16 protein-coding genes are annotated in these 15,005 nt (G+C 63.7%); 9 read left to right on the forward strand and 7 right to left on the reverse strand.

All coding sequences use genetic code 11. The annotated features are described in order from the left end of the window. The first annotated feature begins 131 nt into the window (after nt 1–131). Nucleotides 132–1,841, forward strand: a complete 1,710-nt coding sequence (locus ABE546_RS10175; protein ID WP_346463566.1) for a histidine kinase — start codon at nt 132–134, stop codon at nt 1,839–1,841. Further along, on the forward strand, nt 1,829–2,530 hold the full coding sequence (locus tag ABE546_RS10180; RefSeq protein ID WP_313212118.1) for a LytTR family DNA-binding domain-containing protein: 702 nt from the start codon (nt 1,829–1,831) through the stop codon (nt 2,528–2,530). The genes ABE546_RS10175 and ABE546_RS10180 overlap by 13 nt, the downstream gene beginning before the upstream one ends. Before the next feature lie 81 nt (nt 2,531–2,611). Here the strand turns inward: ABE546_RS10180 and ABE546_RS10185 are convergent, their stop codons facing one another. Genes ABE546_RS10185 through ABE546_RS10195 form a run of 3 tightly spaced genes read right to left on the reverse strand, consistent with a single transcriptional unit; the run spans nt 2,612 to nt 4,351 of the window. Continuing rightward, nucleotides 2,612–3,463 carry an MBL fold metallo-hydrolase gene (locus ABE546_RS10185; RefSeq protein ID WP_313212117.1) on the reverse strand — a complete coding sequence of 284 codons (852 nt, stop codon included), beginning with the start codon at nt 3,461–3,463 and terminating at the stop codon, nt 2,612–2,614. Between the two features lie 8 nt (nt 3,464–3,471). Beyond that, nucleotides 3,472–3,798, reverse strand: coding sequence for a hypothetical protein (locus ABE546_RS10190; protein WP_346463568.1), 327 nt, complete (start codon nt 3,796–3,798; stop codon nt 3,472–3,474). Then, a complete protein-coding gene (locus ABE546_RS10195) occupies nt 3,791–4,351 on the reverse strand; it encodes a hypothetical protein (RefSeq protein WP_313212115.1) in 561 nt (186 codons plus the stop codon). Before ABE546_RS10195 ends, ABE546_RS10190 begins: the two co-directional genes overlap by 8 nt. 125 nt (nt 4,352–4,476) lie before the next feature. Here ABE546_RS10195 and ABE546_RS10200 point away from each other — a divergent pair, with 125 nt between their 5' ends. Continuing rightward, entirely contained in the window at nt 4,477–5,409 is a 933-nt protein-coding gene (locus ABE546_RS10200; protein WP_313212114.1) for a LysR substrate-binding domain-containing protein, read from the forward strand. Between the two features lie 141 nt (nt 5,410–5,550). On the opposite strand, the gene ABE546_RS10205 is transcribed toward ABE546_RS10200, so the two are convergent. Next, nucleotides 5,551–6,516 carry a helix-turn-helix domain-containing protein gene (locus tag ABE546_RS10205; RefSeq protein ID WP_346463570.1) on the reverse strand — a complete coding sequence of 322 codons (966 nt, stop codon included), beginning with the start codon at nt 6,514–6,516 and terminating at the stop codon, nt 5,551–5,553. Nucleotides 6,517–6,615: 99 nt separating this feature from the next. On the opposite strand from ABE546_RS10205, the gene ABE546_RS10210 reads away from it, so the two are divergent. Both ABE546_RS10210 and ABE546_RS10215 read left to right on the forward strand, forming a co-directional pair. Next, complete coding sequence (locus ABE546_RS10210; protein WP_137190677.1) at nt 6,616–7,485, forward strand: MBL fold metallo-hydrolase; 870 nt, start codon at nt 6,616–6,618, stop codon at nt 7,483–7,485. A 10-nt stretch (nt 7,486–7,495) separates the two neighbouring features. Then, nucleotides 7,496–7,981 (forward strand): isochorismatase family protein, encoded by a 486-nt coding sequence (locus ABE546_RS10215; protein ID WP_137190678.1) that lies wholly within the window; start codon nt 7,496–7,498, stop codon nt 7,979–7,981. 263 nt (nt 7,982–8,244) lie between these two features. On the opposite strand, the gene ABE546_RS10220 is transcribed toward ABE546_RS10215, so the two are convergent. After that, entirely contained in the window at nt 8,245–9,114 is an 870-nt protein-coding gene (locus tag ABE546_RS10220; protein ID WP_313212112.1) for an NmrA/HSCARG family protein, read from the reverse strand. Nucleotides 9,115–9,211: 97 nt separating this feature from the next. On the opposite strand from ABE546_RS10220, the gene ABE546_RS10225 reads away from it, so the two are divergent. Beyond that, on the forward strand, nt 9,212–10,108 hold the full coding sequence (locus ABE546_RS10225) for a LysR substrate-binding domain-containing protein (RefSeq protein WP_346463572.1): 897 nt from the start codon (nt 9,212–9,214) through the stop codon (nt 10,106–10,108). 162 nt (nt 10,109–10,270) lie between these two features. Then, on the forward strand, nt 10,271–11,962 hold the full coding sequence (locus ABE546_RS10230) for a hypothetical protein (RefSeq protein ID WP_346463574.1): 1,692 nt from the start codon (nt 10,271–10,273) through the stop codon (nt 11,960–11,962). A gap of 97 nt (nt 11,963–12,059) precedes the next feature. Here the strand turns inward: ABE546_RS10230 and ABE546_RS10235 are convergent, their stop codons facing one another. Further along, nucleotides 12,060–12,512 (reverse strand): DUF4375 domain-containing protein, encoded by a 453-nt coding sequence (locus ABE546_RS10235; RefSeq protein ID WP_313212222.1) that lies wholly within the window; start codon nt 12,510–12,512, stop codon nt 12,060–12,062. A 453-nt stretch (nt 12,513–12,965) separates the two neighbouring features. Between ABE546_RS10235 and ABE546_RS10240 the strand changes: the two genes are divergently transcribed. Beyond that, nucleotides 12,966–14,144, forward strand: a complete 1,179-nt coding sequence (locus tag ABE546_RS10240; RefSeq protein WP_346463576.1) for an integrase family protein — start codon at nt 12,966–12,968, stop codon at nt 14,142–14,144. On the opposite strand, the gene ABE546_RS10245 is transcribed toward ABE546_RS10240, so the two are convergent. Further along, the gene (locus tag ABE546_RS10245) at nt 14,141–14,617 is read right to left on the reverse strand and encodes an Arc family DNA-binding protein (protein ID WP_346463578.1); all 477 of its coding nucleotides are present in this window, start codon (nt 14,615–14,617) and stop codon (nt 14,141–14,143) included. The genes ABE546_RS10240 and ABE546_RS10245 overlap by 4 nt on opposite strands. Before the next feature lie 95 nt (nt 14,618–14,712). Here ABE546_RS10245 and ABE546_RS10250 point away from each other — a divergent pair, with 95 nt between their 5' ends. Further along, nucleotides 14,713–14,919: a helix-turn-helix domain-containing protein gene (locus tag ABE546_RS10250; protein WP_346463580.1), complete on the forward strand. Its 207-nt coding sequence runs from the start codon at nt 14,713–14,715 to the stop codon at nt 14,917–14,919. Nucleotides 14,920–15,005: the final 86 nt, after the last annotated feature.

Consider the following 15,005-nt stretch of genomic DNA (forward strand, 5'->3'; position numbering starts at 1 on the left):
TCGAGCACCGAGTGACGGCGCATGCACCACGCCGTCAGCATCACCTTCCCCACGGCAGCCGAGGACGGCCCGTCCGCCGAACAGCTCCAGGCGGGGGTCCAGTGACTCCGTGCAACCGATACGATGGACGCATGCAGATCCCACGCACCCTGACCGCCCTCGTCGTCCTGCTCATCGCGGTCGCCGCGTGGCTGCTGTTGGTCGCGCCCCCACCGGGCGTGCACTACTACGAGCCACAGGAGATGGCACCCGCCACGTTGGATGCCGACGGCGCACTGCCCACCGCACCACCGACGGCACTGCAATGGCAAGCGGCCGACCAACGCGAACTGGTGAAGTGGCGCGGCCCTTACTGGCTGCGCTGGCGCTTGCCTGCGCAGCCAGCACACGGCGCGGCCGACCGTGCCCTGCGCATCTCGGTACGCGCCGCCAGCCAGCCCTTCTGGAACGGCCAGCCCTTGGCCGCCAATGGCACCGTCGGCCGCAACGCGGACGAAGAGCAGCCGGGACAGGTGGACATCATCCGTGTGCTGCCGCCCTCTTCCTCCAGTGGCACCGATACGGTGGTGCTGCTCGCCTCCAGCCATCATCAGTGGTTCAAACTGCGGGGCGCGGATGCCTTCGTTGCGGTCGGGCCGGCTGCCTCGATCTACAGCCTCAACCTTGGACCGTGGTTGATCGCCGCGCTTGCCACGGGGGCGCTGGGTGCGGCCTGCCTCTACTTCCTCGCTGCACAGCGCGGCCGTCCACGGGTACCGGGTGCGCGCCTGCTGCTCGCATTGGGGGTCGTCGGCCTTGCGTTGCCCGTCGTCGAAGCATGGCGGCCGCTGGTCGGCTATGGCTATCCGTGGCACGGCCCGCGACTGCTCATGCTGCTTCTGCTGCACCTCGCCGCGGCGATCCTGCTGCCGGCTTACCTGGCGCGTCGTTTCGGCGTCGCGGTGCCGAAGACAGCCCGCGTCGCCTATCTCGCCACACTGCTGGCGCTGGCCGCATTCGTGCCCAGCTTCGACGGCCGCGGTGCCGCACTCCTGCTGCTCAGCCTGCTGACCTCCGCCTACGTGCTGCTGCGCGCCCGTGGCGAGCCCGACGAGCGCTGGCCGATCCTGACCCTGGTGGTGGCCGGTGCATTCGCCGTGCCGCTGGCCGGCGGCATCTTCCTCGACGGCCCCTACTTCCTGTTCCTGGCCGTGCTGATGGGCTTCCTGCTGATCCGCCACGCCGCCCAACTGCGTACGTTGGACCACCACAACGCGCAGCTGCGCGAAGAGCGTGCCCGCCTCTCGCTGCAGCTGTTGCAACGGGGCATCCAGCCGCATTGGCTGATGAACACCCTGACCGGCCTGCAGGAACTGATCGAACAGGCACCGATGCGCGCCAGCCGCCTGGTCGAATCGCTGGCCGAGCAGTTCGACCGCCTGCGCGAGAGCAGCACCCGCCCCAGCGTGCCGCTGGACGAAGAGCTGGCGCTGTGCCGCAACCACCTGGACATCGTCGGCCTCGCGTTGGATCGCCACATCGGTCTCGAGGTCGACGGCGAGCACACGGGCCTATGGCTGCCGCCCGGCGTGCTGCATGCGCAGGTCGAGAATGCGCTGACTCATGCAGGAGCCGTCGCATGTGCCGAGCATCCCTTCCGCCTGCGTATCCAACGCGACGGCGACCGTTGGATGCTGGAGCTGCGCAGCGCACGCGGCACTGCCCCGCATCGCGGGCAAGGCACGGGCACCCGCTACATCGAGGCAAGCCTGGCCGCCACCTGCCCCGAGAACTGGCGCTTTGAACAAGGCCCCGATGGCAACGACTGGTACGGCCGCATGGAGCTGACATGCGCATCCTGATCGTCGAGGACGAACTGCTGGTCCGCCAGCGGCTGCTGCGGATGTGCACCGAACTGGCTGGCAGCCGCGCGCGATTCGATGCCGTGGCCGACCTTGACGCCGCCGGTGACCGGCTGCAGCGCAGCGTGTATGACGGCCTGCTGCTGGATTTGAATCTGGGTGGAGAGGATGGCTTCGACCTGCTGAAGCGCGTGGTGGCTGGCCGATACCACTGCGTGGTGGTCTCCGCGCATCGGGAGCGGGCGCTGCAGGCGTTTGAGCATGGGGTGCTGGATTTCGTGCCGAAGCCGTTCTCGCGCGAGCGGTTGCGGCAGGCGCTGGAGCGGTTGCTGGATGTTGGGCGGTATCGGTCCGGGGCGGCGCGTTACCTGGGCATCTGGCATGCGCAGGGGACGGCGATGGTGGAGCTGGCGGACGTGCTTTGGATTCGTGCTGATGGGGACTACAGCGAGGTGCGGATGCGCGATGGCCGGAGTGAGCTGCATGACAAATCGCTGGCGACTCTTACTGCCGTGCTACCGCCGGACTTTGTGCGCTGCCATCGGTCGTATCTGGTCAATTTGACGCATGTGCGGACGTTGCATGCGGCTTCGGGGAGCCGGTATTGGCTAGTGTTGAATGATGGGGCTGAGGTGCCGGTGGGGCGGGCGTTTGTTGAGGACGTGCGCGGGGAACTTGGGTCGATATAAGCGCTTCGAGAAGACCGCTGCAGCACCGATGTCGGATTTCGGCCAGGAGCGGACGCAGCCTTTACAACAACCAGTCCTTCTTCATCCGGCGTATGTGAAGGAATAACCTCTTCCGATGCGCTGAATGCGAACAAACCCCAGCTCACCCAAGTGCATGCCGGCCGCCATCAACTGATCTGCACTGACCATATCCAAAAGCGCTGAACGGGCCGCCGCAGCCCGCTGCGGATCCTGGTCGAATGCGATGGATACGTCGGGCCGGGCAATTTGGATGTGGGGAAAATGCACGATGTCACCCCAGATCAACGCACTGCGGTCCTCCGATTCCACCCGATATCCGGTGTGCCCTGGCGTATGGCCTGACAGCGGAACCATACTGATACCGGGCAGTACATCGCCCTCGGCCAACAAGCGCAAGTTGCGGCGATAGCCGGCGAACACCTGCCGTGCGAGCAGGAAGTTGCCCCGGGCACGATCATTGCTGCGGGCAAGGTTGCCGTCGTCCTCCCAGAAGGACAGCTCGCGTGGGTGTATGAGCAGCTCCGCATTGGGGAAGACGGGGTGACCTTGAGCATCGAGTAGACCGCCAACATGATCAGGATGCGCATGCGTGAGCAAGATCGTATCCACATCCGTGGGCTGCACACCGGCTCGCAATAGATTGCCCCTCAATTCCCCTCCCCAGCCCTTGATCCCCCCGGCACCGGCGTCGATGAGGATCGTGCGGCCCTTCCCCCGCACCAGGTAGGTGTTGATATGGATCGAGGACGGGTCGCTGACCCCGGCCTTCAGCTGTAGCTGCGCGGCCTCGGCCGGATCGATGTGGGAGAGCAGATCCAGACTGGTGGTCAGATGGCCATCGCTGATCGCTTGGATCAGGAAGTCACCGATCTGGAGGGTGGGCAGAGCCCGTTCAATGATGGATGCGTTCATGCCGCTCGTCAGTTTCGCGCGTGGAGGGAATCATTGCCGTAGCCAAAGCATCGGATGCGCGCCGTCAGCCCAGCATGGTCTTGGATGGCCAGATCGAGCTGCCGCATGAATTCGTCCATGAGCTCGGGCGTCCTCTCCGGACCCAGTCGGTAGGCCAGTTCCGCAGATGCCGGATGGCCCCGCCCCTGACGCGCAGCCAGGTAAAGGATGTGGACGTTGTCCAACGCAGCACCCAGCATGTCCGTACACAGCACCGCGCATCGCTCAGTGAGCGCGGCCAGACTGTCGTCCGCCGGCATCCGCTCCGCGGTGAAGGAGATCGAGAGCCTAGGCATGTGAGCGCTGCTCCGATCCTTGTTGGCCTTCAACCGCCACGCTCTTGAGTTGCGCGGTCATGGGCGTATACGCGTGCACACCGTCAGGAAGGGATTCCAAGACCGGGACTTGCCCGGCCGGAACGCGCGCAAGCCAGAGTGCTGCGGGCGCGCGATCGAGCGCAACCGCATGCAAGGCCTCGAATGCAGTCCCCATCTCAATGAGCGGCTCAGGGCCGACGCGACTCACCAGCAGGTAATCGCCCTGTTCGACGGCGGAGGCCCGATCCAAGCCACTGTATAGGTTGCGATGCCAGTCGGTGATGTGCTGCTGCCAGCGCGCGAAGTTGCCCCCTCCCTTCCGGGCATACTCGTCCCCCTGCAGGACCTCCAGGCCGTCTATCGAGTGAAGGGCAAGGTAGGTCGGGCACCCTGAACCACATGCCCTGAAGCGCTGCGAGGTGTGGAACCCCCGCACGGAAATGAGCGCAGGCAGTTTGTGCAGGCTGTAGAAATCGTTCCATTCCTCCTCGCTGGCGGAGTCGGAATAGCTGCATTCGACGGTGTAGATCATGGGAACACTCCTGGGCCGGCTTGTGCGCGCCCCTTGTTGATGTCCCCTCATGCTAGGCCTGCATTAGCTCGCATCAAACCGATGTTTCGGTATGCTTCAGTGACAAAAGATCACGCTGAATCCCCATGCGCAGGAAGATTCCCAGCAGCACCGCCCTGACCGCCTTCGAGGCCGCCGCCCGCCACGGCAGCTTTGCGCGGGCAGCGGAAGAGCTTTCCCTCACCGAGGGGGCCATCAGCCGCCAGATCGGCAGGCTGGAATCCTTCCTGGGGGTCCCCCTATTTGAGCGGGTCGGCAATCGCGTCCGCCTCCTGCCCAATGGGCAGCGATACGCCGCCCAGGTCCGCGAGTCGCTGGACCGCTTGGACCGGGACAGCCAATACCTGATGGGCCAGCCTGACAACGCGGCAAGCTTGGACATTGCCGTAACGCCCACCTTCGCGATGCGATGGCTCATCCCTCGCCTGCCCGCGTTTAGCCGCGCGCATCCGAACATCACCGTGCACCTTTCCGAGCGCACCGAGCCGTTCGTGCTGGCCGGCAGTGGATTCGACGCTGCCGTCCACTTTGAGCATCCGGCCTGGGCGGGGATGCGGACCTACCCGCTACTGCAGGAAGTGCTGGTGCCGGTGTGCCATCCCGCGCTCATCAAGGGCGCAGAGGCTCGCGTCTTACTGGACCAACTGCCGCGGCTACACCGACGACAGAGCCCCGATGCTTGGCAGCGCTACGCCAAGGACTCAGGGATAACCCTCACCAACCCAGCGGTGGGTGCACGCTACGACCTTCATGCGATGCTGATTGAAGCAGCGCTTGCAGGCCTCGGAGTCGCCTTGGTGCCACGTCTCTACGTGGAGACACAGCTGGAGCAAGGTCGGCTGGTGGCGCCATGGCCGCAAGGCGAGGCGGTGTCCAAGACGTTCTGCCTGGTGCTGCCCGAACCGATGGGTTTGACGCCCAGACCTGTGAAGACGTTCTCACGGTGGCTACTAGAGGAGGCTGGCAAACCTTGGGCTGAAGATATCGCTTGCGACAAAAGTCCGCGACTCCACGAATGAAACGAACGGATCTCGTTGCATGTCCGCTACCGGCCAGCAGCGGGCATCAGGGAAGCGTGCCGGTGCCTGGAAGAGCTCGATCTGGCGTAGCTCGGTTCACTGTCAACTGAGACGAATCCAGTGCTCCTTCATCTGAGCGCGTCACTGCCCGAAAGTCTTTCTCCAGTCCGAGGGACTCACGTGCATTGCTCGCTTGAAACTCTGACGGAATGAAACCGCGCTCTGAAACCCGGCCTTCTCTGCCACCACATCGATCGGCAGCGCTGAACTCTCAAGCAGCTCCATGGCGCGGCGAAGTCGTTCCGCCTGAACCCAGTCACCAACGGTCATGCCGGTGACCTTTGCAAACCTGCGGGTGAATGTTCTCCGGCTCATCGCCACTTTTGACGCTAGGCTGTCGATGGAATGATCGTCACCGAGATTGCGCCGGACCTCGTCCATCAGACTACTGAGGGCGGCGTCCCGTGAGTTGTCTGGGACGGGTTGATCGATGTACTGGGCCTGCCCACCCTCGCGGTGCGGCGGCAACACCATCACCCGCGCGACGCGGTTGGCCTCCTTCGTTCCGTAGAGCTTTCGCACCAGGTAGATGCAGCAGTCCAGTCCTGCGCCGGTGCCGGCCGAAGTGACGAGCCTGTCCTCGTCTACATAGAGTGCGTCCACGTCCAGCTTTACGCTTGGAAATCTACCCTGGAAGTCCGATTCGCCTGCCCAATGGGTCGCAGCGCGCTTTCCATCCAGAAGGCCTGAGTAGGCCAGCGCGTAGGTACCATAGCAGAGGCCAACGACGTAGGCGCCGCGCTCATGGGCAGCGCGCAGTCCGTGCTGAAGCGCCTCGGAGGGCGCCTGCCCCAGCTCCGGCCAACCTGCGACCACAACGACGTCGGCCTTATCGAGGAGCTCCAGTCCGCCGTCACCCCTGATCATCAAGCAGTGCGAAGTCGGCCCTCCGCTGCCCTCGACGGCGACCCGTACCCGGAACTCCGTTCGCCCCTCAAAACACATGCCGAAGATCGCCAGCGGGACAGACAGGTGAAACGCGCTGACGCCCGGCTGTGCCAGCAGGACGACCTCCGTCGTACCCACAGATTCTGAGTGGATGGTCATTTTGGCCCGATCCCATCGTCATTTGACATCTGGGCCAGTATCTCACGGAAGGCGCCAAGCCCAGACTTTTCCCATCACATGAGCCCTCAAGGAACTTCAATGAGCAAGACACTTCCCGTCGCACTGTGCCTGATGCTGGCCATGGGTGCCCCACTCCACGCATTCAGTGCCGAGGTCAGCCCCAAGGTCTCGATCCAGCAGATCCGCAATGCCACCATCAAGGTGACGTATGGCGGCCAGGTCTTCCTGGTCGATCCCATGCTTGCACGCAAGGGAACCTACCCGGGTTTTGCCGGCACTTACCGTAGCCACCTGCGCAACCCGCTCGTGGAGCTTCCGGAGTCCGTTGAGTCCGTGCTGCGTGGTGTCGACGCAGTCCTGATCAGCCACACCCACCTCGACCACTGGGATGATGCTGCCCAGAAAGAAATCCCCAAGTCGCTGCCCATGTTCGTCCAGGACAATGCGGATGCGGCCCTGCTCCGCAAGCAGGGTTTCAAGGATGTTCGAATCCTGGGCACCGGCACCGTATTCAACGGCGTCAGGATCAGCAAGGCAGGCGCCCGTCATGGCTCGGAGGAAATGTACGCCATCCCCGAGGTGGGCAAGCTGCTCGGCGCAACCATGGGCTTTGTTTTCCAGCAGGCTGGTCTGAAGACGGTGTATGTGGCCGGCGACACCGTCTGGGAAGCCGAAGTTCGCGAAACGTTGAAGACTTTCAAGCCTGACGTGGTGGTTCTCAACACGGGCGATGCGCGGATCGATGGATTCAATACCGGCATCATCATGGGCAAGGAAGATACGCTGCGCGTGCACCAGATGTCTCCCAACGCCAGGATCGTGGCTGTACACATGGATGCGGTCAATCACATGAGCGTCAGCCGCTACGACCTGCAGGACTACGTCATCGAAAAGGGCATCGAAAGCAGTGTCGTCATTCCGCAGGATGGCGAAGTCATCGACTTCTAAAGGAGGATGTATGAAAGCGCTCATTGTGATTGATATCCAGAATGACTACTTTGCTGGCGGCCACTTCCCGCTGGAAGGCGCGGAGGAAGCACTCCAGAGTGCGCTGGTACTGATCGAGACCGCGCACGGCAACAACGATCTGGTCGTGGTCGTACAGCATCAGGCACCCGCTGGCGCGCCCTTCTTCGAGACCGGCAGCGTCGGCGCCGATCTGCATCCGTCCATTCAATCGGCGATGCGGAATTCCCCTTTGGTGGTCAAGCATGAGGCGGATAGCTTTCTGCGAACCAATCTCGCCGAGCTGCTCCGGCAGCACAAGGTGGACACCATCGATCTGGTCGGCATGATGACCCAGCATTGCGTCACTCACACAGCCCTCTCGCCGGAGGCGGTGGGCTACCCGGTGACGATCCACGCTGACGCGTGCGCCGCCCCGACCCGTGCGCTGAGTGCGTTGGCACTGAGCGGGCTGAAGGCCCGCCACTTGGTCGTCTGATAGGCATTAAGCGCCCTGGCACGTCACGGTCCAGGACGCGTGCAGAGGAGACAAGCACCTAGGACTTCACGGAGTGGCATCGGATGGATTCACCACTCTGGGGACCGAACTTCCCATGTCCGCTTCCGGCCAGAAGCGGACGTTCACAAGCCCAGCGCCGCGCCAAGCGATCAAGCGGCGTCTGCTTGCCAAGTGGATGTTCCAGATGGCGAAGGCTGAGGGCTCTAACAGCTGGCTGTTCAACCGCTGCCCAGGCTCGGCCTTCATCCCGCTGACGCATGCTCCGCCGCAAACGCTGCGTACGTACGCAGCGGCCGACCCAGCAACTGCATCAACCGCTCCACGTCACCCGCGCCCGGCAGCATGCCGTCGCTGATGAATCGCTCGGCCATCTGTCGCATGTCGTAGGCCATCCACGCCGGCATGAACTGGCGCAGGTTCTGCTCGAAGGCGGCCGTGTCATCGCCCCCGTAGGCGATCGGGCGGTTCAGCACACCGCTCCAGATGGCGGCCACCTGTTCTCCGGTGAGTGCTTCCGGGCCGACCAGGTTGAGTCGGGTCAGCGCGCTGTTGTCCGGCGCCTGTTCGCGGTTGAGCAGTTCGATGGCGGCAATCTCGGCGATGTCGCGGGTGTCGATCATCGCCAGCCCCTTGCTGCCAATCGGCATGGGGTACACACCGTAGCCCTGCACCACGTCCTTGATGGTGAGGTCGTTATCGATGAAATAGGCCGGGCGCAGGATCGTGGCGCTGAAGCCCATCTGCTCGATCATGCGCTCCACGCCAAACTTGCCGGCGAAGTGCGGCACGTTGACGTAGCGGTCGCTGTGGATCACCGACAGGTACACCACGCGCTTCACCCCCGCCTCGCGGGCGACGTTGAGGGTGATAAGTGCCTGGGTGAATTCGTCGGCGACCACGGCGTTGAGCAGGAACAGCGTGGAGACGCCCTCGAAAGCTTGGCGGAGGGCATCCACATCCAGCATGTCGCCCTGCACCAGTTCCACGGTGGCGGGCAGGTTGGCAGTGGCGGGGGTGCGGACCAGTGCGCGAACGCTTGCGCCGCGCTGGGTGAGGTGCTGGACGACCTGACGGCCGATGGTGCCAGTGGCGCCGGTAACAAGAATGGTCATGGGGTACTCCGGGTGGGTGGTGAGGCCTCATGGTTGTTGATCCGCGTGCGGGCCGATAGCCCATATACTTGGACCATCTGTCTCGCTGGTGGAACACATGGACCTACTGGCCTTGGCCGACTTCAACCTGGTGGCGCGCCACGGCGGGTTTGGCCGTGCCGCGCGCGCAGCGGACCGCCCCAAGGCAACGCTCTCGCGGCGTGTGGCTGAGCTGGAGGCCAGCCTGGGGGTGCGGCTGTTCGAGCGTGGCTCGCACACGCTGAAGCTCACCGAGGAGGGTCGGGCGCTGTTCGAGCGCACCGAGACGCTGCTCACCGAACTGGACGAAGCGGCCACGTCCATTTCCTCAGGCGGCGACACGCCCCGTGGGCGGCTGCGCGTGAGCGCACCGATGCTGTTCTCGCAGATGGCGCTGGGCAAGATCGCAGCCGAATTCGTGAAGCGCTATCCACAGGTGCGGCTCGATGTCACTACCGAAGACCGCGCCGTGGACATGGTGGAAGAAGGCTATGACCTGGTGATAAGGGTCAATCCGGATCCAGATGAACGGCTGGTGGGGCGGGTGCTGATCCGGGACCGCCTCGTGGCGGTGGCGCACCCGGACCTGCCCCTGCCCGCGCTGGGCGAGACGGCGCCTGCGGTGTTCCGTCCGTCCAGCAATGCCACCGGCTGGGACCTGGTGACGCCGAGAGGCGAGATACGTATCGCGGTGGATCCGGTGCTGCGCCTGGGCGCACTGACCATGGTGCGCGATGCCGTTCGTGCAGGCACCGGCGCGGCGATGCTGCCCTTCTCGCTGGTTGCCGACGATCTCAGGGAGGGCGCATTGGTGTCGTGGGGACATGCGAAGGCCCCGCCGATCGAGATATGGGCGCTGTACCCTTCGCGACGACTGCTCAGCTCAAGGGTGGCGGCGTTGCTCGACCTGCTCAAGGAATCCTTCCCCGAGGGTCAGGCGGAGGAGCTGGCCGCCTTCGCAGGCGGGGGCCGCTGACGGCCAGAAACGGACACTGCCAGCGATTGGCGCCTTTCTGTTGTCCGAAAAGTCCGCGATCGGCCGGAAAAGCAGACCAGCCTGACTCTTCAGCACGGACTGCATCGTTGGAAGCAGTTGCTAACATTGCAAGCTACTCCTCAATGGAAGGACGTCGCCCGCATGCCTTTCCTCCCGGCGTTTCGCCGAGTCGCAGCGCTGACGCTCGTGGCGTTGCCGGTCTGTCCGTTTTCTACCTTATCAGCGGCCGGGCCTGCTTCCGAGACCAGCGCCTTCATCCACCCCATCAACAATGCCGAAGACGCCCCCTTGGTAGCACTGGGCAGCAACGGCCTGCTGCGCTATGCCTTGTACTCCGAACGCGGTAGCGATCACGCGCGCAACATCGTCCCGGACTTCTCCCGCGCCGGCTACCAGGGCGGCGGTGTCAGCCTGCCCACCCGCTCCAGCATTCCTGTTATTGAGGTCCTTGAGCCAAACGCGGAGGGTGACGACTATCCCCGCATCCAGGCCGCCATCGACGCGGTCGCCGTGCGTGTCCAGGACAGCCGGGGCCTACGCGGCGTAGTCCTGCTGCGGCGCGGCGGTTATAGGTTGAGCAAGACGCTGACCATCCGGGCCAGCGGCGTGGTGTTGCGCGGTGAAGGTCGAGGTGCCGACGGCACGGTGATCCGCTCCGAAGTCAGCGATCGGCAGGGCAGGATTCTTGAAGTGGGCAGCAGCGAATCCGCGGTTCCCCGCGCCGCTCTGGACCCACGCCGGACCGCCATCACCATGGACTACGTGCCGGTGGGGGCGATGCGGATCACGGTGCAGTCCGCAGCCGGCTATCGCGTGGGCGATACGGTGTCGATCGCGAGGGAACCCAATGCCCGCTGGGTCGGCCCCGAGGGCATCGATACCGCACGATACCGATGGACGCCCAGCGACTACGCTGTGTACAGCGAACGCGTCGTCACTGCCGTAGACCACGACACGATCAGCCTGGATGCCCCGATCATGGATGCCATCGCGACGCGCTTCGGTGGCGGCAGCGTCTATCGCACGGATCCCATCCGTATCTCGCAGGTCGGCATCGAAGACCTCCGCCTTGAGGGTAACCCCGAGACCGGGACGGTCAACGGCACCGCCGATTCCGGCCCCTTTACCGCACTCCGCTTGGGTGCAATCTACGACTCATGGGTTCGCGACGTGACCGTGCGTTATGTGTCGCATGGCTTCGTGACCCGCAACGGCGCCCAGTTCAATACCCTGCAGGACATTGCCTATCTCGACCCCAGGTATGGCGCCACCCAAGGCGCCCGCCGCTATGTGTTCCTTTACGAGGGCAACGCCGCCTTCAATCTGATCCAGCGCTGCTACAACCAGGGCGGCAGGCATACCTTCGTCATCGGCGCACGGGTACCCGGTCCCAATGTGTTTCTGGACTGCCTCGCCGTAGGTGACAGCAACGACAGTGGTCCACATCATCGCTGGTCCACCGGCACGCTGTATGACAACACCAAGGGATACATGCTGCGGGCACAGAACCGCCGGTACAGCGGAACGGGGCACGGGTGGGCGGGCGCGCAGCAGATGTTCTGGAACACCGAGCACGACATCTACGTCGTCCAGGCGCCGCCCTTCGCGATGAACTGGAGCGTGGGACAGGTGGGCGCCATTGCACCCGGGAAATTCCCGCCTGAGGAACCTGCAGGGATCGTGCAATCGGTGGGCCAGGTGGTGACACCTCGCAGCCTGTATCTGCAGCAGTTGCGTGATCGTCTGGGCGAACAGGCGGTGATCAACGTCACCACTGAAGCGCAACGTGACGGACGTATCTGGGACAGCCTGGCCGCTGGCGCGGTGGAATAGCACTCATAGCAGGGAGAGCTCGCTGAAGGGGATCTTCGCTATCGCCGAAAAGCGGACGCGAGCGGACCGAAGCAGCGCTGCCGAGGGCAACGGCGGTTCAATGCGCCATCGACACGGCATAAGCGTTCGCCGCACTCCTGAACCCTCCGTTCTCGGTTTCCACCAGCACAAAGAACTCCTCGTCCAAATGATGGAAAGGACCTGCTTGGTCATCGCTGTTCGCCCCTATCTCGTCCATCGCGAGGTCGCGCTCGGTTCGCTCTCTCGGATACCGGGGACCAAAGGCAGCCATCGCTTTGACGATCAGCTCCGCGGTAAGCGGCATGTGGAGGGCACGAAAGGCTCGAGCACCTTCAGGGGCGAGTACCCCTGTGCTGTTCGAGAAGAACTGCTCAAAACCACCATTGTTGATCTCGGATTGGCACCAGTGCGCGGCGAACAAAATGCGTGATGCTTCCGGGGCGGCATTATATTGATGCAAAAACACCTCCGCACCGTCGTAAATGGACACGGTGTCCCAGACTGGTTCAACCAGCTGCCAGTAGCTCACGGACAATCTCCAGCGGGGCCAGAGACCGGCGCGTCTTGGCAATCCTCCGGATTCTAGTGGAGGCTATTAACGAGCGCGAGGTGCGGCAGCGTGGATCGCACATCGGTGTTCCGCTCGCGCAATTCGTTCCATCGCCTGCCTCCTTCACCGGCAGATCTGCGCTTGATGGAGATCGGGACGCCTGGTCCAGAGAATTGACCACGTCGCGCTGCGCAGCCCTTGAACCACCCAAACCCAACCCAACAAAAAAGCCCCCGTTTCCGGAGGCTTTTTCGACTGAATCATGGTGGGCGGTACAAGGTTCGAACTTGTGACCCTTGCCGTGTGAAGGACGAGATACGGCCTTGCGGCACAAGGGATCGACCCATAGAGCCTTGTTTTCTAGTCTCATTGCGTACCGCTGGATTTGGCCGCACACTGCATTTTGCAGTTACAGCGCAGTTACGGCCCGCCATGAAGCAGTCCAAGCGACTCAATCCGTCCACCGTCGAAGCCGCCAAGCCCGAGGCAGCGCCCTACCGAATTTGGGACACGCTGGTCCCGCAGCTGCACCTTCGCGTGCAGCCGTCAGGGGTCAAGAGCTGGAACGTCCAGTGGAGCCGCACCAGCACCCGCGCGCTGGGGAAGTGGCCAGGCGTCAAAGTGGACGCGGCCCGCACCAGGGCGCGCGCTGTCCTCGCCGAAACGGACCAGCACGGCGCGCCCTTGGCGGTCGCCAAGCCCAAGGCCGACACCACCGTTGCCGACGCCTGCCGTGACTACGTGACCACCCTCAAGAAGGACGGCAGGGACACCGCCGCGGCGGACGCCGACCGGCGCTTCGAACGATGTCTGTACGCCGACAAGCTTGGCAAGGTGCGATTGACCGACCTGCACCAGGATCACATCGAAGCCTGGCGCGATCGCGTGGAAAGAGGCGACCTCCCTGCCCTACCGGTGAAGCGTGGCCGGCCACCGGTGGCAAAGCCCCTGGCTAAGTCCAGCGTCAACCGCATGCGCACGGTGCTGGTGGCCGCCCTGAATCACGCTGTGGCCCGGCGCAAGGCTTCACCCGACGTGGCGTTCGAATGGAACTCGGTGAAGCCCCTGAAGGACGCCAGCCAGCGCCGTGGGCTGTACCTGGAGCGTGGGCAACGCCGCTCGCTGCTGGATGCTGCTGTGGGGCCGGTGCGTGACCTGATCGAGTGCGTTGCGCTCACGGGCTGCAGGCCGGGCGATCCAGCCATCTGCCTGCGGTTGGACTATGACGGCCGCACCGCGAGTGTTCGATTCCGCAGCAAGGACCACGACCGCAAGATTCCGCTCTCCCCCGCCGCCGGCGCCATGTTCGACCGGCTTGCCAAGGGGAAGCTCCCCAAGGCCCACCTGTTCACCCAGGACGGCGGGAAGGCATGGACGGCTGACGCCTGGAGCGATCCGGTTAGGGAGGCCGCAGCGCGCGCTGGGCTACCTTCCGGCGTCACCCTCTACACCCTGCGCCACTGCTGGATCACGGACGCCATCGTAGGCGGCATGGACCTGCTCACCGTGGCGAAGCTTGCCGGCACGTCACTTGCGATGATCGAAAAGCACTACGGGCATCTGGTGCAGGGTGCTGCGCGCGACAAGCTGGCGCAGGTGCAGTTCCTTTAGCCGCGGCTGGAGATAACGCCCCATTCCTTAGCCCGCTTCCGGATCTCGGAAACGTCAGGATGCTCATTCTTCGCCTCTGCAATAGCAATCTCTGAAAGAAGAAGTGTCGCAGCGTCCACGACGCGTTTGAACATATCGCGCGCGCGCGTTGCGTCTTTGATTGCCTGGTCTACAGTCTGTCCAGCCGCCTGAGTGGGATAGGCGGCCTGGCTGCCGTTTGCCTGCTGCTCGGTCATGTCGTTGATGATTCGATCCATCATCTCCACTGTAGATCGAGCCATCTCGCGCTCCCCCGCAATTTGAGCGCGCAAGCCCATCGAGCCTAGATATTCATCCATCGGGTCGAAAGAGCGCTCCAGGCGATGAACAATTTCAGCCGACAGTGACCTTCCTGTGGCGTTTGCATGGTCTTCGAGCTTTGCTTTGAGGCCGCTCGGGAGGCGCAATTTGAACTGCAGGTCGGGGGTATTCATTGCGCGGATGATGGACCATCTTGGTCCTTGACCGCAACGGACCAATATGGTCCACTGCGCTCAACGGACCACATTGGTCCATATCTGGAGCAAGTATGAACGAACGTCACGAGCGCCTTAGCTACACCACGGATGAAGCGTGCGCCGTTACCGGGCTAAACCAGAACGCCTTTTATCGAGCGATGTCAGCAAACCAGCTGAAGACATTCAAGGTTGGCAAGCGCCGCATGGTCTCGGCCCGCGCGCTGCGCGAGTTCATTGAGGCCAGGGAGAAGGAGGCAACCGGCGGCGTAGCCGCATGAGGGAAAGCCACGGACAGACCCTCGGAAATAGAAACGGCCCGTCCGGTTGCACCCGGAACGAGCCGTCGAAGTCACTGCCGAACCCT

Origin of the sequence: Stenotrophomonas sp. TWI377, from assembly GCF_039674525.1 — a bacterium.
In the GTDB taxonomy this organism is placed as follows: Bacteria; Pseudomonadota; Gammaproteobacteria; order Xanthomonadales; family Xanthomonadaceae; genus Stenotrophomonas.